This window comes from Bacillus sp. K2I17, assembly GCF_002209985.1.
GTDB lineage: Bacteria > Bacillota > Bacilli > Bacillales > Bacillaceae_G > Bacillus_A > Bacillus_A wiedmannii.
On sequence record NZ_NJGF01000023.1, the window covers coordinates 1 to 20,381 of the forward strand.

The 20,381-nt window shown below is 35.6% G+C and carries 17 protein-coding genes and 1 pseudogene; 13 read left to right on the plus strand and 5 right to left on the minus strand.

The genetic code is table 11. The features are described from left to right. Window positions 1-467 (minus strand): annotated as a pseudogene (locus tag CER22_RS21780) (cell wall anchor protein); the annotation flags it as partial. Between the two features lie 201 nt (window positions 468-668). Between CER22_RS21780 and CER22_RS21790 the strand changes: the two are divergent. From CER22_RS21790 to CER22_RS21820, 7 genes are all read left to right on the plus strand, one after another. Beyond that, a complete protein-coding gene (locus CER22_RS21790) occupies window positions 669-1,538 on the plus strand; it encodes an ROK family protein (RefSeq protein WP_088609560.1) in 870 nt (289 codons plus the stop codon). A gap of 137 nt (window positions 1,539-1,675) precedes the next feature. Further along, on the plus strand, window positions 1,676-2,269 hold the full coding sequence (locus tag CER22_RS21795; RefSeq protein WP_001121585.1) for a TerD family protein: 594 nt from the start codon (window positions 1,676-1,678) through the stop codon (window positions 2,267-2,269). A gap of 26 nt (window positions 2,270-2,295) precedes the next feature. Continuing rightward, window positions 2,296-2,880, plus strand: coding sequence for a TerD family protein (locus CER22_RS21800; protein ID WP_000146727.1), 585 nt, complete (start codon window positions 2,296-2,298; stop codon window positions 2,878-2,880). Window positions 2,881-2,962: 82 nt separating this feature from the next. Further along, window positions 2,963-3,541 carry a TerD family protein gene (locus tag CER22_RS21805; protein WP_000236650.1) on the plus strand — a complete coding sequence of 193 codons (579 nt, stop codon included), beginning with the start codon at window positions 2,963-2,965 and terminating at the stop codon, window positions 3,539-3,541. A gap of 73 nt (window positions 3,542-3,614) precedes the next feature. Then, window positions 3,615-4,406, plus strand: coding sequence for a TerC family protein (locus CER22_RS21810; RefSeq protein WP_000025692.1), 792 nt, complete (start codon window positions 3,615-3,617; stop codon window positions 4,404-4,406). Window positions 4,407-4,516: 110 nt separating this feature from the next. Next, window positions 4,517-6,148, plus strand: coding sequence for a YceG family protein (locus tag CER22_RS21815; RefSeq protein WP_000492830.1), 1,632 nt, complete (start codon window positions 4,517-4,519; stop codon window positions 6,146-6,148). Window positions 6,149-6,166: 18 nt separating this feature from the next. Further along, window positions 6,167-7,249, plus strand: a complete 1,083-nt coding sequence (locus CER22_RS21820) for a toxic anion resistance protein (RefSeq protein ID WP_001064402.1) — start codon at window positions 6,167-6,169, stop codon at window positions 7,247-7,249. Between the two features lie 82 nt (window positions 7,250-7,331). Here the strand turns inward: CER22_RS21820 and CER22_RS21825 are convergent, their stop codons facing one another. Both CER22_RS21825 and CER22_RS21830 read right to left on the minus strand, forming a co-directional pair. Further along, the gene (locus CER22_RS21825; RefSeq protein ID WP_088061627.1) at window positions 7,332-9,998 is read right to left on the minus strand and encodes a cation-translocating P-type ATPase; all 2,667 of its coding nucleotides are present in this window, start codon (window positions 9,996-9,998) and stop codon (window positions 7,332-7,334) included. Window positions 9,999-10,191: 193 nt separating this feature from the next. Further along, on the minus strand, window positions 10,192-10,416 hold the full coding sequence (locus CER22_RS21830) for a DUF1128 domain-containing protein (RefSeq protein ID WP_000366197.1): 225 nt from the start codon (window positions 10,414-10,416) through the stop codon (window positions 10,192-10,194). Window positions 10,417-10,589: 173 nt separating this feature from the next. Between CER22_RS21830 and CER22_RS21835 the strand changes: the two genes are divergently transcribed. Genes CER22_RS21835 through CER22_RS21845 form a run of 3 tightly spaced genes read left to right on the plus strand, consistent with a single transcriptional unit; the run spans window position 10,590 to window position 12,499 of the window. Further along, the gene (locus tag CER22_RS21835) at window positions 10,590-11,054 is read left to right on the plus strand and encodes a low molecular weight protein-tyrosine-phosphatase (RefSeq protein ID WP_000250910.1); all 465 of its coding nucleotides are present in this window, start codon (window positions 10,590-10,592) and stop codon (window positions 11,052-11,054) included. 53 nt (window positions 11,055-11,107) lie between these two features. Next, complete coding sequence (locus CER22_RS21840) at window positions 11,108-11,623, plus strand: DUF4075 domain-containing protein (protein ID WP_001085384.1); 516 nt, start codon at window positions 11,108-11,110, stop codon at window positions 11,621-11,623. 6 nt (window positions 11,624-11,629) lie between these two features. Continuing rightward, complete coding sequence (locus CER22_RS21845; protein ID WP_001226530.1) at window positions 11,630-12,499, plus strand: YihY/virulence factor BrkB family protein; 870 nt, start codon at window positions 11,630-11,632, stop codon at window positions 12,497-12,499. A 186-nt stretch (window positions 12,500-12,685) separates the two neighbouring features. On the opposite strand, the gene CER22_RS21855 is transcribed toward CER22_RS21845, so the two are convergent. Continuing rightward, window positions 12,686-14,611, minus strand: a complete 1,926-nt coding sequence (locus CER22_RS21855; protein WP_088061631.1) for a heavy metal translocating P-type ATPase — start codon at window positions 14,609-14,611, stop codon at window positions 12,686-12,688. A gap of 270 nt (window positions 14,612-14,881) precedes the next feature. Here CER22_RS21855 and CER22_RS21860 point away from each other — a divergent pair, with 270 nt between their 5' ends. The 3 genes from CER22_RS21860 (at window position 14,882) to lepB (ending at window position 17,390) form a co-directional block, all read left to right on the plus strand. Then, window positions 14,882-15,832 carry a DMT family transporter gene (locus CER22_RS21860; protein WP_088061633.1) on the plus strand — a complete coding sequence of 317 codons (951 nt, stop codon included), beginning with the start codon at window positions 14,882-14,884 and terminating at the stop codon, window positions 15,830-15,832. 122 nt (window positions 15,833-15,954) lie between these two features. Beyond that, window positions 15,955-16,635, plus strand: coding sequence for a lysoplasmalogenase (locus CER22_RS21865; RefSeq protein WP_088061635.1), 681 nt, complete (start codon window positions 15,955-15,957; stop codon window positions 16,633-16,635). A gap of 218 nt (window positions 16,636-16,853) precedes the next feature. Continuing rightward, window positions 16,854-17,390: a signal peptidase I gene (gene lepB / locus CER22_RS21870; RefSeq protein ID WP_087982334.1), complete on the plus strand. Its 537-nt coding sequence runs from the start codon at window positions 16,854-16,856 to the stop codon at window positions 17,388-17,390. A gap of 42 nt (window positions 17,391-17,432) precedes the next feature. Here lepB and CER22_RS21875 read toward each other — a convergent pair whose 3' ends face one another. Further along, window positions 17,433-20,195, minus strand: a complete 2,763-nt coding sequence (locus CER22_RS21875) for a tetratricopeptide repeat protein (RefSeq protein ID WP_088061637.1) — start codon at window positions 20,193-20,195, stop codon at window positions 17,433-17,435. Window positions 20,196-20,381: the final 186 nt, after the last annotated feature.

Below are 20,381 nucleotides of genomic sequence, written 5' to 3' on the forward strand. Positions count from 1 at the left end.
GAACCGTTACCACCAGAACCGTTACCACCAGAACCGTTACCACCAGAACCGTTACCACCAGAACCGCTACCACCAGAACCGCTACCACCAGAACCGCTGCCGCCAGAACCATTGCCACCAGAACCGTTACCACCGGAACCGTTGTCGCCAGAACCATTGCCACCCGAGCCATTGCCGCCAGAACCGCTGCCGCCAGAGCCGTTGTCGCCAGAACCATTGCCACCCGAGCCATTGCCACCAGAACCGTTGCCACCCGAGTCATTGCCGCCAGAACCACTATCGTCCTGAGAACCATTGTTTTCTGGTGGTTTATTATTATCTTTTGAGTTGCCTTCTGCTAAATGATCGTTATTTTGTACAATCGCATTTGTTACTGGAGAGAAGTTGTCTGTTGCTGCATTACCGATATTTAAACCACTAAAAAAAGATAAAGAAAGAGTTGATGCTAAAATGAAGATTTTTGTCATTGATTTCCTCCTGAAAATTAATATTCCATCTAAAATACATCCCTTTGTAATATTTCATAGGAAAAAGAGTTTTATGCAAAAAAAACTATATATAGAAAAAGGTGGTGTATTTCTGAAGAGAGAAAAGAGTTAGTGTAAATTCTTTATAATAGTAGAGTGGTGGGAATTTTACACTCATTACAGTAGAGGAAGTGACAGCAGATGAAAGAATATATTGCATTTGATATTGGTGGTACGCAAATTAAATATGGGATTGTTTCAGAAACAGGGACGGTATTAAAGCATAAAACAGTTTCAACAGAAATTCATTTGGGCGGGGAACAAATCATTCAAAAACTTATTCTTCTATCCAAAAAATTAATGAATGAGCATACGATTTCGGGAATTGGTATTAGTACTGCGGGAATTGTTAATATTCATAAAGGGGTTGTAACGGGAGGGGTGGAGCATATTCCGAACTACGCGACTATTCCTATTATTGATAGATTGCAAAGGGTATTACAAGTTCCGGTGTCCATTGAAAATGATGTGAATTGTGCAGCTTTGGGAGAGAAATGGAAAGGTATTGGAAACCGAAAAAGAAATTTTATTATGCTTACTCTTGGAACTGGTATTGGAGGAGCAATTTTTATAGATGGAGATTTATATAGGGGGCATTCGTTTAGTGCTGGCGAATGGGGAAATATGTTGATAGAAGGAAGGCCGTTTGAAGAGGTCGCTTCCATTTCAGGGTTAATTTGTCTTGTGCGAAAATATAAAGGTGAAAGTGATTGGAATGGAAAAACGATTTTCGAACTGTATGATAAAGGAGATAGAGAAGTTACGCAAGCAGTTGAGGTTTTCTTTAAACATTTAGCGATTGGAATTAGTAACCTTGCTTATATTTTTAATCCAGAAATGATTGTTATAGGTGGAGGAATTACTGATAGGGGAAAGCAGTTCTTAAAAGAAGTAAAAGGAGAGGTAGAAAAATATTTAAATAAAGAGATTTATAATAATTGTGAGATTGAACTTGCACAAAACGGAAATTGCGCAGGAATGGTTGGTGCTATTTACCACTTCTTACATTAGCATAAATAAGTTATATGAATGTTTTCATATAACTGAGAATTTATCCTTTTTATCACTAGGTAAATAATGCTACAATATAAGGGGAGAATACAATATTTTCCGATTTGGAAAATGCTTTGTAGAAAGGAAGAAACTTCATGCCTATTATTTTAGAAAAAGGTCAAAAGATCGATTTAACGAAAGGACAACCAAAAGTAGCAAAACTACAGGTTGGCTTAGGCTGGGATCCAATTGGACAATCAGGTGGGTTTCTGTCTTCATTATTTGGAAGTAAACCAAATGTAGATTGTGATGCATCTGTTGTTATGTTAGAAGGGGATCGCTTTTTAAACAAAAACGATTTAGTTTACTTCGGAAACAAACTTTCTACTTGTGGTAGTATTATTCATTCAGGAGATAATTTAACAGGTGAAGGCGCTGGTGACGACGAAACAATTTTCGTAGAATTACATAAAGTTCCAAGCCGTATTAATCGTTTAGTATTCGTTGTAAATATTTATGACTGTGTAAATCGTCGTCAAGATTTCGGGATGATTCGTAATGCATATATTCGTATTCAAAACCCGCAAACTGGTGAAGAATTAGCACGCTATAATTTATCGGATAATTATGCTGGCAAAACGACTCTAATTGCAGGTGAAATGTATCGCCACGGAAGTGAATGGAAGTTTTCAGCTGTTGGAGAAGGCACACAAGATAAAAACTTAAGTGAGATTGTATCACGTTATTAATAAAATAAACCGAGGAGGAATTGAATATGGCATCAATTTCATTGAAAAAAGGACAAAAGGTAGACTTAACAAAAACAAATCCAGGTCTTTCAAAAGTTCTTGTAGGACTTGGTTGGGATACGAATCGTTATGACGGACAAAACGATTTCGATTTAGATGTTAGTATTTTCTTAGTAGGTGCTAACGGTAAAGTTTCAGGTGCAGAGGATTTCGTCTTCTATAATAATCCAAAAGGTGCGAATGGTGCTGTCGAGCATTTAGGAGATAACCGAACTGGTGAAGGTGAAGGCGATGACGAATCGATTAAAGTAGATTTAAAAAATGTACCTGCACATATCGAACGTATTTGTTTCTCAATCACAATTTACGATGGAGAAGGTCGTAGCCAAAACTTCGGACAAGTTTCTAACTCTTTCGTACGTATTTTAGATGAAGAAAAGAATGCAGAGTTAATTCGTTACGATTTAGGAGAAGATTTCTCTATTGAAACAGCTGTTGTAGTAGGGGAATTATACCGTCATGCAGGTGACTGGAAGTTCAATGCAATCGGAAGTGGGTTCCAGGGCGGATTAGCATCTCTATGTAATAATTTCGGTTTAGATGTAGAGTAATAGATTTTATATATCCATCGGTGAAACAGGTGTTTACTGATGGATATATTTTTAAAGATATAAAATATAGAGGTGAATATAAATGGTTATTCAATTGCAAAAAGGACAGAAGATTGATTTAGGTAAGACAAGCCCTGGCTTAACAAAAGCAGTAATTGGTCTTGGATGGGATATTAAATCTTATGACGGTGGATCAGATTTCGATTTAGATGCATCAGCATTCCTATTAGATGCGAACGGAAAATGTACGAAGGAAACCGATTTTATTTTCTATAATAATTTACAGTCTCCTTGTGGATCTGTTCTGCATACAGGGGATAACCGGACAGGTGAAGGTGAAGGCGATGATGAACAACTTGTTGTGGACTTAAAGAAAGTTCCGGCAGATGTGCACAAAATTGCTATTACAGTTACAATTTATGATGGAGAAGGCCGTAATCAAAACTTTGGACAAGTTGGAAACGCATTCGTTCGTTTAGCGAATGAAGAAACTAGTGAAGAAGTTCTTCGTTTTGATTTAGGGGAAGATTTCTCCATTGAAACAGCAGTTGTCTTTTGTGAATTATACCGTCATAATGGACAGTGGAAGTTTAATGCAGTAGGAAGCGGTTTCCAAGGTGGCTTAGGTGCGCTTGTAAGAGCGTATGGCTTGGATGCATAAGAAGGGAAACGATATTCGTTTCCTTTTTTTGACCTTTCTATAAATCTAGCAAAGAATAGGGGATAAAGGTAAGATGAGTATTTTGCAAGGGATCCTTGATACGTATGCTCAGTTTTTCGACTTGGACATGTGGATTAAAGTGTTGCAAGATCCAGTATCTTGGGGATTAATAGGTACACTTGTTGTACTTGAAGGTTTGTTATCTGCTGATAATGCACTTGTATTAGCAGTAATGGTAAAACACCTTCCGGAAGAAAAACGTAAAAAGGCATTATTCTATGGACTTATTGGAGCTTATGTATTCCGATTTATTGCGATTGGAATTGGAATGTTCTTAATTAAATTAGCTTGGGTAAAAGTGTTAGGTGCACTTTACTTAGCTTGGCTTTCAATTAAATACTTCATTGATAAAAGAAAAGGTAATGCAGAAGAAGAGGAAGCTCATGGTATGAACCAAAACAGTATTCTCTTCAGAATGTTTGGCGTCTTCTGGGGAACAGTTGCGATGGTTGAATTAATGGATATCGCGTTCTCTGTAGATAGCGTACTTGCTGCATTTGGTGTATCAAATGAAGTTTGGATTCTATTATTAGGTGGAATGCTCGGTATTTTAATGATGCGTGGTATCGCTGGTGTATTCTTAAAATTGTTAGAGCGTATTCCAGAACTTGAAACGACAGCATATATTTTAATCTTAATTATTGCAGCAAAAATGTTACTGTCTGTTATTCATATTGAAATAAGTCATATGCTATTCTTTATCATTTTAGTTGTAGCATTTGGAGCAACGTTTATACTTCACTACATGAAGAATTCTGGACAAGCTAAAGAAGAAGTTGCAGCTACTAAAAATAATCATAAATAATTGAAATGGGTTTGCTCGTTATGCGAGCGCCCATTTTTTATAACTAAAAATAGTTTATAATAGAAGAGAGACTTTATAAAAAAAGTAAATGTTTTTGGAGGTGAACTGTTGTGTTTTCACGTTTTACACTTCAACCATGTGCATTAAAAGACGAATCAGATTTAAAGCAATTTGAAGCGCTTTTAGAAAAACGCCCACAATATGAACTGACAGAGAATGAGATGAAGTTTAGTTATATAGCAACTCGTATTCTTGGTGTTCCTAATGATGTAGATGAATATTTCAATGAGCTATTTGATTATAGCGAAGTGAAAGGAATCGTGGTTTTGCATGAACAAAATTTAAATAAGGTGATTGATCCCGAAAAACTGCGCCATATTCAAGAGGTTTTTACATTACATCAAGAAGCACCGAATGGCCTTACAGTAAATAGGCTTGTCGCCCATCTGTCTGGAAAACAACTATTACCACAAGTAGACAATCCTGACTTACAGCATTATATACATACGACGTTTATTTCTGTATTGAAATTGTATGAAAAACAACATAACCAATCATTAAAAACAGAAGGGTTCCGTCGTTTCTTAATCGATATGATTAAGTTAAGTGACAATTACGTAGCGAAGTGGTTCTCTACGATTAATTATAAGAAACAAATGCCGCGCATTATTTGGTACGGTGATGCACAGGAAAGCCGTATATATTTCTTATACTTTCTTATTATGCTCGGTTGCGATGTACTTTATTATCACCCAGAAGGAAAAGATGGATTTGAGAATGTTGATGAGGAAGGAAGAAGTTTTGTTGTGTCTCATCCAGGTCGCATTTCTCTTGAGCCATTTCCAGATCGCCGCCGTGAGCGAGTTGCGACAGTAGCGTATCAGGCTTCAAAAGAAATTGAACAAGTACTTCACCACGATAACTCACTGCTGTACAAGCCATGGCAATTTCGTTCCTATACGCCTGTAGCTCGTACGCTCAAAACAACGTATGATGAACTCTTTTTAATTACGAAAGAAAAGGCATTTGTGCGTCCAACATTCTTTGTTGAAAATAAACACATTTATATCCCTTCTTTATTTGCGAAAATATCAGGTGTCTCAAAAAATGATAAAGAATATTTTCAGCGATTAAAGGCTATTACATCATTTGATAACAGTTTATTAATTAATACATTTCCGTTTACGAAAGAACAAAAAGCGAATTTCCAATATCATTACCGAGATGCGTTAGACCGCGGGGGGAAATTACACCCTGATTTAATTATGAACAGTCATTGGTGGCCACATAAACGTTTGCCAGAAGGATTGCAACATGGTATTGCAGAGGCGATCATCCATACGTGCGAAAGTGAAATGTGTAAACCCATTGCGAAAGAGACGAAACAAGATGTAGCACTGTATGTTTTCGCACAGCTTTCTCAAATACCGCCGAACATTTTAGAGCAACTTGAGAAATTTGATTACTCGCAAGAAGTACCGAAAATTGTTATATTTAATAATGAGAAGAGCGGAGAATTAAGCCGTTCAGATGCTGTTTTATTACTATTTTTAAATCAAATTGGAGTAGATGTATTCCATTTCAATCCAACGGGAAGAAACGATATCGAACCGTATATTGAAGCAGGAGCATTTGATTCCCATTGGCTTGAAGAAGTTAATTTCGATCTTGAGTTTCATGGTTCATCAGCCTATAAAAATTTATCACAAACAATAAAAGGACTATTTCGTCCATTTTTATAAGGAAAGGGAGAATACCATATGAATAACCCAGTCATACTAGATTCGAAAACAGAATTAAATGAGCAAACGGCACAAGATGTTCGTTTACAACTTAGACAAGATGCAGAAGTACAACGTATTTATAATGCAGTAGATATTAAAGATCAGTTAGAATTAATCGAGCTTGGAAAAGAACCATCTATGGAAATTTCACGTTTCGCTGATCAAATTTTACATACAATGTCTTTATCAAAAATAGAAGACTCTGGAGAATTATTAAAACAGCTTGGTAAAATTATGGACAGATTCGATAGCAAAGACTTTGCGGAAGAGAAAAGCGGTTTCTTCTCACGCATGTTCAAAAAAGCTGATAAAATGATTGAACAGATCTTTAGTAAGTACCAAACAATGGGTCGCGAAATGGATAAAGTATACGTAGAAATTACAAAGTATCAAGATGAAATGAAAAAATCAATCGGTACGTTAGATGGTTTATATGAGCAAAATTTGAAATATTATTTAGACTTAGAAAAGTATGTAGTAGCAGGGGAAATGTTATTAGAGCGTTTAAATACAGAGTTGGTTCCAATGTACGAAGAGCGTGTGCGTAACAATGACCAATTAGCAGGTATTGAATTAGAATCACTGAAAAACTCTGTTGAAATTTTAGAGCAGCGTATTGATGATTTAGAAAAAGCACGTATGGTTGCGCTACTTACAGCACCACAAATTCGTATGGTTCAACGTGGTAATAATAAATTAATTGGTAAAATCAATACAGCATTTATTACAACGATTCCTATCTTTAAAAATGGTATTATTCAAGCGGTAAATGCGAAACGTCAAAAGCTTGTTGCAGATTCTATGGCTGAACTTGATCGCCGCACAAATGAATTACTTAAGAAAAATGCACAAAATATCGCAACGCAAAGTGTGGAAGTAGCGAGATTATCAGGTTCTTCTAGTATTAAGATGGAAACACTTGAGGAAACTTGGAACATTATTTCAAGAGGTATGCAAGAAACACAACAAATTGAAGAGCAAAATAAACGTGAGCGCGAAGAAAGCCGCAAGCGTATGGCTACGTTAACAGAGAACATAAAAAAAGAATTACAAGGATAAAGTGAAACTTTAATCAGCGGGGACATCTCCCACAAATAGTGAAATAAATGAAAAGGCAATGAGGAATAATCCTCATTGCCTTTTAGTTTCTCTTTACTAATTTAATAATCTCATTCACAACAAGTGGAATGATACTTAAGAAGAGAACAAATCCCCAATCTCGCATCGTTAATGCATGTACACCGAATATATTTGCAAGAGGTGGGATGGAGATAATACACACTTGCATAAGAACACCGATAAGAAGGGAGAAGACTAAATATTTATTTGTAAAGATCCCAATTGAAAAAATGGATTTCGTTCTTGAACGCAAGTTAAATGAATGAACGAGCTGAGAAAAACTAAGAACGACAAATGCCATTGTTTGAGCGTGTAATAGAGCATCTTCATCAATTTTCTCTGGGAAAAGAGGAAATAAATTTGTATCTCCGGTATAGAATTTTGCCCCGATGATAAAGGCTGTTAGCGTTAAAAGTCCAATGACAACTCCATTGAAAATAAGAAAAGGAACGCTACCACTAAATAAGCTTTCTTTCGCATGTCGTGGTTTTTCCTTCATCACATCTGGATCTTCAGGGTCAACCCCAAGTGATAATGCAGGCAGTGTATCTGTAATCAAATTGACCCACAAAATGTGAATAGGTCGTAGTGGTGTTGCCCAACCGAGTAAAATAGCTAAAAATAAAGCGATAATTTCTCCAAAGTTACAAGAGAGTAGGAAGAGAATTGATTTTTTTATGTTACGATAAATATTTCTACCTTCCTCAACAGCTTTCACTATAGATGAGAAATTATCATCTGTTAACACTACATCCGCTGCCCCTTTTGCAACGTCTGTTCCTGTAATGCCCATCGCTACGCCAACATCAGCCTGCTTTAAAGATGGAGCATCATTGACACCATCACCAGTCATAGAAACGATATTTCCTTTTGCACGTAATGCTTTTACAATCTTTACTTTATGCTCTGGAGAGACCCTAGCGAATACATTTAAGTGATCAATTTTGCTTGCTAGCTCTGTATCTGAAATGTTATCTAATTCAGTTCCAATCATAATTTCAGATATGTCTTCAGCAATGCCAAGTTCTTTGGCAATTGCAAAGGCGGTATCTTTATGGTCACCAGTAATCATAACTGTGCGAATACCGGCCTTTTTACATTCTGTAATTGAATCTTTTACTTCAGTTCGCGGTGGATCAATCATACCGACAAGACCAATAAAGATGAGATTTTCTTCAAGATGATCTATAACCACATCGTTTGAATTGTATTGTTTAAATGCAAATGAAAGTACTCTTAAAGCCTCTTGAGACATTGCCCCGGCAGCTTCTAATATTTGATTTTTATTAGCATCTGTTAGAACCTCGATTTTACCGTTTTTAAATATGTGGGTACATCGAGGTAAGAGTTTATCAATAGCACCTTTTGTCATGCTATAGTAGCTTTCATCGTATGTATGAACGGTTGACATCATTTTACGATCTGAATCGAAAGGCAGCTCGTTAACGCGTTCATGTATCTTTTCTAAATGATCTTTTTGCATGTTAAAAGTGTTTCCGGCAACAAGAAGGGCGATTTCTGTAGGGTCCCCTGTTTGTGAATCGGAACCGTAAGACGCATCGTTGCATAGCACCATATTTTCTAACAATAGACGTTGTACATCATTATTTACATTTAAGTTTTCTAAGTGGTCGTATGTGTTATCACTATAAAAGTGAGTAACGGTCATTTTATTTTGCGTTAACGTACCTGTTTTATCTGAACAAATAATTGTGACAGAACCGAGAGCTTCGACAGCTGGTAGTTTACGAATGATAACATTTTGTTTAATCATTCGCTGCACACCAATTGCAAGAACGATGGAAACGATAGCCGGCAAGCCTTCTGGAATAGCTGCAACGGCTAAACTAATAGCAGTCATAAACATTTCTAAAGTATCTCGTCCTTGTAAAAAACCGATGATAAACATAATGACGCAAATAGATACAGCGACAAAGCCTAAATACTTTCCGACTTGTGCTAAGCTCTTTTGAAGTGGTGTCATATCATCGTCGGCTTCATGTAAAAGGGTAGCAATCTTACCAATTTGTGAGTTCATTCCCGTTTCAACAGCGACACCGACTCCGCGCCCATATGTTACTAGTGTCGACATAAAGGCCATATTTTTTTGATCGCCCAGTGGTACTTGCTCATCGCTTTGCATAGAAGGGTGGTAAATTGCATCTTTATCAACAGGGACGGATTCACCAGTTAGAGCAGATTCTTCAACTTTCAAATTTGCGGTTTCGATAAGCCGTAAATCACATGGGATATAACGTCCTGCATCCAGCATGACAATATCACCTGGAACGACTTGTTCAGATGGAATTTCTTTTAGTTCACCATCTCGCTTGACGATAGCTTTAGGTGTCGCCATCTTTTTCAATGCCTCTAAAGCTTGTTCTGCTTTCGATTCTTGGATGACACCGATAACAGCGTTTAAAACTACAACGAGCGCGATAATACTTGCATCAGCCCATTCACCTACAAAGGCAGAAATAAGGGCAGCAATAATAAGGACATATACGAGGACGTCATTAATTTGGGCGAAAATACGCTGCCATAACGTGCGTTTTTGTTTTGTAGCTAATTCATTAGAACCGTATTGCTTTAAACGTTCATTTACGATTTCATCTGTTAAACCGTGTTGTTCGTTTGTTTCTAAGTCGATTAATGTTTGATCTTTCGTCTTACTGTACCAATTGCTCATAAGTAAGCACCTCCAGTAAAAACAGTTAGCAATGGTAGTGTTGCTATTATTTGTGAGTAGTATGTATGGAGAAAAAATCTAAGGTGAGGTTCTACTTCCATTGTACAGTATTTTACAGTTGGTTGAGGGAAAGAGAAGAGTTGTCATGAATTTGTTGGAAATAAAAAAAAGCCTCATATAAACGAGGCTTTTTTTACTTTTTAATTAATGTACCTAATTCTTCTGTAATAGCTTGCATTTCACTGATGCTGAATGTTTCACGTTTCATAACATGCTCATAAATGTCACGTAAGTCTTCGTACATTTCTTCATTAAAGCTAGCAGCTCTCATCGCTCCAGCATTAACCATACGTAATTTTTCTTTAATAGCTTCGACCATATATTCAACGTTTTCTTCTGACTTTACGGATAAATCCACCGAAGTGTCCCCCTTTAAAATAACATAAGGATATCTTAACATTTTTTATCATTTTCGTTAATGAATCTTTTCAATCCTATTAAATTAGTAGGGATTTCCTTTATAATTAATAATTGGTTGTTTATACTATAAGTATATATAAAGAAATGCACCAAGAAGGGAAGAACAAAAATATGGTTCAAGTATTGTTTGTTTGTCTTGGGAACATTTGCCGTTCACCGATGGCAGAAGCAATTTTTCGAGATCTTGTCGTAAAAGAGGGACTCGAGGAGAAAATTGTCATTGATTCTGCAGGAACTGGAGATTGGCATGTTGGCCATCCGCCACATAAAGGAACACAAAAAATTTTAAAAGAAAATGCAGTCACTTTTGAAGGAATTAAAGCAAGGCAAGTAGAAAAAGAAGACTTAACAAAGTTTGATTATATTATTGCCATGGACAACAAGAATATAGCAGATTTAAAAAGTTTAGGTAAAACTGGAGGCTATATTGGTAGACTGTCCGATTTTGTTCCAGACGGTGGCTGGACAGACGTTCCCGACCCTTACTATACAGGGAATTTCCAAGAAGTATATGACCTTGTAACAGAAGGGTGTGCAAAGCTATTAGCTTTCATTCGAAATGAACAAGGAATATGAGGAAGCTTAGAAAGAAATACTTTCTAACATAAGAAATGAAAGGGTGAAGGAATATGGCAAAGAAAAATAATATTGCTCGAAACATTGCGATTGGTGTAGCTGCAGGTGTGGCTGTATCTATGTTGAAGAAGGAAAACCGTGAAAAAGTAAAAAATACTGCGGAAAAAGCAAAAACAAAGATGATTGAAATCGGTGAAAATGCGAAGATAAAAGAAAAAGTGCAAACTGTTACAGATAAAGGACGCGAACTCGCTGACTTCAATGTAGTAAAAGCGAAAGTAGCAGAAATTAAAAAATTGACGCCGTCTGTTGTAGAGACGTTAAAAGAAACGAAAGAAATTTTTAGTAAGAAAAAGGTTGAGCCAGCAGAGAAGCCAGAAACGATTGAAATTCAAGCTGTATCTTCAAAGGTAGATGAGCTGAAAGCAGAAGAAGAGCCAATAGTTGCTGAAGAGGGCGGTATGAAAGAAGCGCGTGAACTATTTATGAAAGACTCAAATGTAGAGGAAAAAAAAACTGAAGCGTACATTGAGTTGAAGCAAGATAAAGAAGAGAAGAAAAGCGTTTAAACATATATGAGAAAAATTTTAGAAAAGGTGAGAAGAAATCGTACTTATTCGTTTGGTAAAGATTTGTATGACCGGACGATGCGCGATGATGTAGCGGGCTTGGCAGCACAGCTCGCTTATTTCTTCTTGCTTGCGATTTTTCCTGGGCTTGTTTTCTTAATTACGCTTCTTGGATTCATTGACCTTCAAACAGAAAGTGTGCTCAACTTATTAGAACCGTACGTACCCGAAGATGCAATGTCTTTAATTGAAGTAAACGTTGATAAAGTTGTAAATGAGCAAAATGGTGGTTTATTATCATTTGGTTTATTATCAATGCTATGGTTTGCTTCAAACGGGGTAAATGCGGTTATGAATGCTTTTAATCGTGCGTATGATGTAACAGAAACACGTTCCTTTATTAAAACGAGAGCTTTATCCATTGTGTTTACATTAGCGATTATTTTTATGATTGTGTTTGCGCTAATTGTTCCAGTGTTTGGACAAGTCATTGGAGCAGCGGTATTTAAAGCAATTGGGTTATCGGATAGTTTTTCTTACGTGTGGAGTATTACGCGATTAGTAGCGAGTTTTTTCGTGCTATTTGCATTGTTTAGTTTTTTATATACATTTGCACCAGATCGAAAGTTAAAAAGAAGAGAAGTCATTTCAGGAGCAACATTTGCTACTGTGGGATGGATTGTGGTATCGTACTCATTTGCTTATTATGTAGATAAGTTTGCGAATTACGCCAATACATATGGTGGTCTCGGTGGTATTATTATTTTAATGTTATGGTTTTATTTGACTGGATGGGTCATTTTACTTGGCGGTGAAATTAATGGTTTACTCCATCATTATAGGACGGGTGACAATAATTCCCGTAATGAAAAGTGAGCTCTTGTTCCATAATAATAGGGAACAGGGGGGATATTTCATGAGTAATAATAAAAAGAATCACAACAATAAAAATAACAATAAACAAAAGAGTAGTTCGCATCCAAAGCATAAAACGAGTGGGAGTGCGAACGGGCATAATAGCTACCATTAAAAAAAACGGGTCCTCTATGAGGGACCCGTTTCTTATTTGTTTCCTTTTAATAATCGTAAGCCATTCAAAATGACAAGAATTGTACTTCCTTCATGCCCAATAACACCGAATGGAAGAGCTAAAAATTGCAAGAAGTTTGAACAAATCAGCATTGCAATTACAGCTAGTGAAAAGATTACGTTTTGCTTTACAATACGATTCATTCGTTTTGATAAGCGGATCGCTTGAGAAAGTCGAGATAATTCGTTTTTCATAAGTACAACGTCTGCAGTTTCTAAAGCTACGTCTGTTCCTTCTCCCATTGCTACACCAATGCTAGCAGTAGCGAGTGCAGGGGCATCATTTATACCATCTCCGACCATTGCTACTGTCCCGTATTTTTCCTTTAGCTTTTTAATCGTTTCAACTTTTGTTTCTGGTAAGCATGATGCGTAATATTCTTTTATATTACTTTCAGAGGCAATAGCTTTTGCCGTTTCTTCATTATCTCCAGTAATCATAATTGCCTCGACACCGATGCTTTGTAATTCGCGAATAGCAGCTATTGTTTCTTGGCGAAGTGTATCTTTTAAAGCGATAAGTCCAAGAATGCCTCTCTCATCACTAATATAAACGACAGTTTTACCTTCTTTTTCAAGTGAGGCAGAAATACCATTATGAAATGTCTTTGTTTCTTCACCGATAAAATCAGCTTTACCTATTTTATAAGCTTTGTTTTCAAATATTCCTTTGAGTCCAAAACCAGTTACATCTTCAACATTTTCTGGTTTTTTTAATGCAATGTCATACGCATGTTGTGCATATTTAACAATAGATTCAGCTAAAGGGTGTGTAGAGTGACTTTCAATTGATGCTGTAATAGAAAGTACTTCTTTTTCTGTCATACTTTCTCGAACATATACATCTGTTACGGTAGGTTTTCCTTGTGTTAATGTTCCTGTTTTATCAAAGGCGATCGCTTTTACTGAAGCGAGGCGTTCTAAATGTATGCCACCTTTAAAGAGAATTCCATTTCTTGCTCCGTTAGAAATTGCAGATAATGTTGCTGGTGTAATGGCAGCAACGAGTGCACAAGGAGATGCGACTACAAGTAAGATCATAGCGCGATAAAACGTTTCATTCCAGCTCCAGTCAAGTAAGAAATGAGGGACGAACATCATAAGCGCAACAACGAGTAGTACACCTTTTACGTATGTTCCTTCAAACTTTTCGATGAATAGTTGTGATGGTGATTTTTCACTTTGTGCACTTTGGACGAGACGGATAATCTTTTGGAATAATGTTTGATCGCTCGGCTTCGTAATTTTAACTTCGATAGCACCGCGTAAATTTACAGTACCGGCAAATACTTCATCGCCATATTTTTTTTCATTTGGAATAGGTTCTCCAGTAATTGCTGCTTCATCGATATTTGTTTCACCGTTATGAATCGTACCGTCAGCAGGAACGCGCTCACCTGGCTTAATTAAAATAATGTCGTTAATTTGTAATCGTCCAACAGGAACACGTTCCTCGGTTCCATTAGAAATACGTAATGCTTCTTCTGGTTGTAAATCAAGAAGCGCTGAAATTTCTTTTTGACTTTTACTTAATGTATAAGACTCCATCGCACCGCTCAGTGCAAAGATAAAGATTAAAATCGCGCCTTCTGCCCAGTAGCCAATGATTGCAGCACCGATAGCAGCGAAGAGCATGAGCATTTCGACATTTAGCTCTTTCTCTTCAATTGTATCTTCAATACCTTCTTTCGCCTTTGCATATCCACCAACTATATAAGCAAGGATATAGCAAGTAATGCCTACATTCACTGCATCGTTCTTTGTGAATAACCAACCAGCTAAAATGAAAATACCAGATGCGATTGCAAATATAAGTTCATGATGTTTCTTTAATGTATCCCATAAAGAGGGATGAGAAATAGACTTTTGTACTTGTAATGTTTTTACTTCTGAGTTCATTCTACTCGCTCCTTCCAAATTCTTATTGAGAAAAAGAATCAAAATCGAAACCCCTATAAAACGACGAAAGCTGCCATCCATAATGGATAGCAGCATTTCTGTTGAATCTGATTTTAATAGTTATTATGTTGTAATTATTCTATAGTATATCATATCTTTTTATAAGATGGCACAGTTTTGTTTCAAGTATAAACGGAAAACTTGTGTTTTCGCAATACCTTTGGTATATATGAATATTGTTCATATAAAGATCGGGAAGGAAGACAACAAGTGAAGACAGAGAAATTTTTTACCCATCCGATTGGCGTACTAATTGCTGCAATAGTAGCGACTTTTTTATGGGGGAGCGCATTCCCATTTATTAAATTAAGTTATGCTGAACTTGGAATTCAGCCACAAGAAGTTGGGGAGCAAATATTATTTGCTGGTTATCGTTTCTTTTTATCTGGAGTCATGCTCTTATTATTCTTTAAAGTATTAGGAAAAGATATGAGCTTCAAAAAAGGAACGGGGAAACAGTTAGTACAAATTGGTTTATTTCAAACATTTCTTCAATATATATGTTTTTATATTGGAATGAGTTATAGTTCTGGCATTGAAGGAGCTATCATTTCAGGAACATCATCATTCTTTCAAATTTTACTCGCTCACTTTTTATATAAAGATGACGCTCTCAATATGAGAAAAATAATTGGGGTCTCTATCGGCTTTTGTGGTGTCATTTTAGTAAATGTACCGAGTGATGGTAGTTTGTCATTCCATTTCGGAATCGGTAGCTTATTACTTCTTAGTGCAGCAATGTTGTATTCATATGGAAACATATTGGCGAAAGAAGGTAGCAAAACATTAGATGTTGGCTATATGACAGCATACCAAATGATTTTTGGTTCTATCGGGCTATTATGTATAGGGGCTTTGCAAGTTGGAGCCATGCCATTTACATTTAGTGTACATGCAATACTTATGCTTCTCTACTTATCTTTCTTATCCGCAGCAGGCTTTTGCATTTGGAATACAATTATGAAGTATAACAAGGTTGGAAAAGTATCAATGTACATGTTCTTTATACCCGTATTTGGTGTGTTATTATCGAGCATGATTTTAGGAGAAGCAATTCATTCATTTGTATTATTCGGTTTGGCATGTGTAGCCGCGGGAATTATCGTGGTGAATCGAACGACAGCTAAGCAGAAAAGGGCGAACGAAAAACAAGTAGCATAGATAACAGGAAAACGATTACAATGGAAGAACAGTACTGTTCTTCTTTTTTTATATAGAAAAAGGATAATAGACTAGGTGTAACGAAAAAAGATACAAAAAGCATTTATTGAGGAGAACATGTTATGAATCTATTTTACATGGTGTTAATTGGACAAATCATTCTTTTTTTAATTGGTGCAATGTACGCAATAGGACAGACAAAAAAAACAAGAAATAATATGCCGTTACCTTTAGCGGTGCGTCTTATTCTTAGTTTTTCTTTAACAGCAAGTGCAATTTGGATATGGTTACAAGATCCATCAGTAGAGTATAGTACGTGGGTTGCACTAGGTATGACGTTATCAACTGTAGGAGATTTATTTATGGCAGGTTTGATTCCAATTGGTCATCGATTAATTGGAGGTATGATTACTTTTGCCCTTGCGCATTGTTTTTATGTAAAAGCATTTTTGCAAACAGGCATCTCATGGAATGGTTTTTGGATTGGTTTACTCGTATACGGACTCTTTCTAATTATAGGATGGTTCTTTTTTATACGAAATGATAAACAAGATAAATTGTTTACGATAGGAGCTCTAATTTACGGATTGTGGGTTGGAGGAATGGCTTGCTTTGCATTCGCCCTATACTATGAGAATATAGGAATATGGTGGATACCGGCTTTTGGTGGTTTACTATTTGTGATTTCTGATTTTATTATAGGTGTGACAGATATTGGAGGACGCAAATTAAAGTATGAACCACTTTGGATTTGGTTTACATATGTAGCGGCTCAAATGTGTATTGTATATGTGGGAATATAAAAAGATACTCTCAAAATAGTGGATAGACTATTTTGAGAGTATCTTTTTTACTGCTCGCAAATAGTGAGATAAATATAGATTATGGTATATAAAAATAATAAATTTATGAGGATGTTATTTTTAAGTTTGTAATATTACAATTTTATAATTCAGAATTTTGTGGAAATTTTACAGTTGAATTCCTTATAATAAAAGTAAAAAGATGATGAGATGGTGGAATGATGCAAAAGAAAAAACGTTTGCGTGAATTCTTTGGAACAATTGCAATTGCATGTTTGTTAGTGTTTTTAGCGAAAATTTTTGTGTTTTTTCCTACGACTGTAAAAGGAGCGTCCATGAAGCCGACGTTACAAGATGGGGATAAGCTGATTGTTAATAAGTTAGCAAAGCAGTTTGAAAGTTATGGGAGAGAAGATATTATTGTTGTGAAGACGGATAATTTTTATGTGAAAAGGGTTATTGGTTTGCCTGGCGATGTAATCGAGGTGAGAAATGATCAATTATATGTGAATCATGAAGTGACACAGGAAGCGTATTTGTATAGTAATAAAAAACAAGCTGAAAAAAAACTTATGAATTTAACAGAGGACTTTGGACCGATTACAATTCCTAAAAATAAGATTTTTGTTATGGGAGATAATCGCTTAATAAGCAGAGATAGTAGAAATGGTTTAGGACTTATTGATAGAGAAGATGTATTAGGAGAATTAGCGGCAATTTATTATCCATTTGAACATATGAAAATAATGAATTAAAGTAAAAAACCAAGCAAACTGAAATTTGCTTGGTTTTTTATGTTAAATCGTAGGAGACTCATTAAATTCATAGACGTCTTCATTGTTTTTGTTTGTACTTAAAACGAATTTGTGTTGCAATAGTTGCAGTTTAAAGAATGCTAACGGATCGTGATAAGTTTCTGGGTTGCTTCTTAATGTTGCTAATGTTTGCTCGTCTTCCTGTATTTCAAGTTGAGCTGCTTCTACATTTTGTTTCAATATGCTAAGTGGATCTTTAAAGAACATCATGATATCTCGTTCTAATGCGCCTTCAAATACTTCAAATTGAAGGAAGAATTGTTTTGAGATTGTTTGAGCAATTTCCGTATAGTCTTCCGTTTCAATGTATTGTTTATATTTGTTTGCGAGCATAGACTGATTTTTTTGCATGTTACCAAATAGTTTTCCCGCACTTTTTAAGAAAAATTGTGTCGGTGTAAAGCGTAATAAAATATTGATGTTCGTTACTGTAATTCTATTTGTCATGCGTACAACATCTCGATGCCAGTCATCTAGTAATTTGAAATCACAAGGAAGTTTCATGCGTTCTTCTTTATATAATTTATTAAACGTTTCACTCATTTCATCTAAATAAGATTGAGCTTGAATAAATTCATTATGAGCTGTTTCAATCCATTCCTGAATAGAACCAGTAAATTTAGGAAGAAGCACTTGTTGTACATGTTTTTGAACTCGTTCGTTCATCGCAGTATTTAATTCTTCATGAACTAATTTGAAGTCGCTATCTTCTTGAACGAGGTCAGAACAACTCTGTAATAATTCAGGAATTTGAGAATGGATATCTCGTGTGATTTCTTCTTTCGTTAAAAGATAAGATTCTGTAATAGAACGAATTTTATCTTTTTCAAGAGCAGTAAGGTTGTTAATAAATCCATTTAATTTAACTGAGATATGTTTATTCCAGCGTACGGATTTCACTAATGTATTTTCTAACTCCACACGTTCATTTACAAGGTATGCGATTGTCTTTTGAGTAAACCATATTAGTTTTTCTATACGTTCTTGTTCCATGTTACGTTCTGCTAGATTAGAAAGAATAGACTCTGTCACGTCTCCAAGTTGCTGGCTACTCTCTTGTGAAGGAGAGTATGGGAAGAACTGTGCATTTGGGAAATGGACTTTAATTTTACTCATTAGTTTTTCGTTATTGGTCGTATTATTTGTGTGTAATACGAAATGAATTTGTAAATTTGGCACTTGTTCACGTAAATAAAGTAATGTATCAAGTTCTTCACCATGTAATGGTGAAGAAGAATTTAATACGTAAATAAGGCTATCTGCTGCTTGTAAGTATTCAAAATATGAGCTGTTTTTATCCACTTGCCCTTGAACAGGTGGCGTAACAAGAAATGCAAATTTATTTTTTCTTAAAAATCTACTTGGTAACTTAATTTCTATACATTTTTTCTCAAGTTCTGATTCGGAAGGTGTAGCCATTCTTTGATGGAATTCATCAAAGCTAGGTATATTGTGTACATCTAACGCAGTGAATTCTGTTATTTCAGTTTGGCTATCATCTTTAAATAGAATAGGAGTTGTTACAGTCTCAGTTAAGATGTTCTCTCCTAGTATAGAATTGATGAATGATGATTTATCCTGGTCACTAGTTCCCGCTATTAGTAATTGTGTAACATTTAAATCACACAGTTCGTGAACGAGTAACGTAAATTGATGACTTAAATCCACATCGTTTTTTTCAGCCCATACAGCAATTGTTTCGAATAAATGAGAAACTGTTTCCATATTTACATTTGTTTCAGCTGTTGAATTAGAAAGTAGGGCTCCCGCACTTTTTACGAGTAATGACTCTAAAGTTGTAGGTGAAACTTCATTCCATGCTAACACTGCAGCAGAGACAAATAGGGCATCTTTTGCTTTCGTTAAACTAAACCAATTGGTTAATAAATCTGGTACAAGTCCCTGCATTTCATGCATGAAATGCTCACCAGTAATTAACTCAAAGTACGTATCTTGATAGCGTTCAACAATTTCATGCCAATCGTCATTGTTGTCTGTTTCAATATGTAAGAATAAATGATTTATTGTTTGAATCCAAGGTAGATGCAAGTTTTCATTTTGATAGCTGTTCCAAAGCGCAATAACAAGTTCTTTAAATTGGACTTGATCAATTGCATATAATGCTTTTAAAGATTCATAGAAATATTCTGGTTTGATTTGTTTCGTGAATCCTTGATTCACATAATTGATTAAAGTATCGAACCAGTGTAACGATTTTGTTCGAATTCCTTCTTGAACGGCAAGTTCGATAGCATTATTCCAATCTTCTTGTTTTTCATAGAATGAGCGAGCAATTGCAGTAATATTAGGATAGTCAGGTTGAAATGCAACGGCCTCACTAATCGTCTTAAATGCTAGACCTAAACGATCTTGTTCGATGTACAGAGAAAGAAGTTGTAAGGAAACTTCCATTGTAAGAGTTGTATCTTCCGTTTGAATAGATTGATAAATCTCTTCTGCTTTTGGCAAGAATCCTAGTTCAAAATAAGAATCTGCAATATTTTTGGTTGCCCAAAGTGCAAGTTCGTTATTTACTTTCTCCCATTTAAATATCGCTGCTTCAAAGTCTTTATTTTGGTAATAAAATTCACCTTGAGCAAAGCGGATATTAGAAATGTTGGAGAATTCATTTGTAGATTCATTTATATATGCTTCACCGAGTACTTCTGATACTGGAGTAGAAGTTTCTTCTGTTAAAAATGTTTTATAGTAAACCTTTTGGATAAATTGATTTTCAATGGTCATGTTCGTTCCCCCTGTATAATTTAGAAAAATGATGTTGTATGTAAAGGGTGTATGTTCTTTTAATAGGTAGAAGTTGCATTATATCGACCAAACTATGTTTTTGCTAGATATATCATTTTTCCTGAGAGTTAAACCGTTGCGAAAAGTAACTTTCCTTTATTGTAACAAAAAAACAAGCATATGAAT

Excerpts from the sequence above, each read along its gene's own strand:
- CER22_RS21790 (WP_088609560.1), top strand. The coding sequence starts at position 669 with ATGAAAGAATATATTGCATTTGATATTGGTGGTACGCAAATTAAATAT.
- CER22_RS21795 (WP_001121585.1), top strand. The coding sequence starts at position 1,676 with ATGCCTATTATTTTAGAAAAAGGTCAAAAGATCGATTTAACGAAAGGA.
- CER22_RS21800 (WP_000146727.1), top strand. The coding sequence starts at position 2,296 with ATGGCATCAATTTCATTGAAAAAAGGACAAAAGGTAGACTTAACAAAA.
- CER22_RS21805 (WP_000236650.1), top strand. The coding sequence starts at position 2,963 with ATGGTTATTCAATTGCAAAAAGGACAGAAGATTGATTTAGGTAAGACA.
- CER22_RS21810 (WP_000025692.1), top strand. The coding sequence starts at position 3,615 with ATGAGTATTTTGCAAGGGATCCTTGATACGTATGCTCAGTTTTTCGAC.
- CER22_RS21820 (WP_001064402.1), top strand. The coding sequence starts at position 6,167 with ATGAATAACCCAGTCATACTAGATTCGAAAACAGAATTAAATGAGCAA.
- CER22_RS21825 (WP_088061627.1), bottom strand. The coding sequence starts at position 9,998 with ATGAGCAATTGGTACAGTAAGACGAAAGATCAAACATTAATCGACTTA.
- CER22_RS21835 (WP_000250910.1), top strand. The coding sequence starts at position 10,590 with ATGGTTCAAGTATTGTTTGTTTGTCTTGGGAACATTTGCCGTTCACCG.
- CER22_RS21840 (WP_001085384.1), top strand. The coding sequence starts at position 11,108 with ATGGCAAAGAAAAATAATATTGCTCGAAACATTGCGATTGGTGTAGCT.
- CER22_RS21845 (WP_001226530.1), top strand. The coding sequence starts at position 11,630 with ATGAGAAAAATTTTAGAAAAGGTGAGAAGAAATCGTACTTATTCGTTT.
- CER22_RS21855 (WP_088061631.1), bottom strand. The coding sequence starts at position 14,611 with ATGAACTCAGAAGTAAAAACATTACAAGTACAAAAGTCTATTTCTCAT.
- CER22_RS21865 (WP_088061635.1), top strand. The coding sequence starts at position 15,955 with ATGAATCTATTTTACATGGTGTTAATTGGACAAATCATTCTTTTTTTA.
- lepB (WP_087982334.1), top strand. The coding sequence starts at position 16,854 with ATGATGCAAAAGAAAAAACGTTTGCGTGAATTCTTTGGAACAATTGCA.
- CER22_RS21875 (WP_088061637.1), bottom strand. The coding sequence starts at position 20,195 with ATGACCATTGAAAATCAATTTATCCAAAAGGTTTACTATAAAACATTT.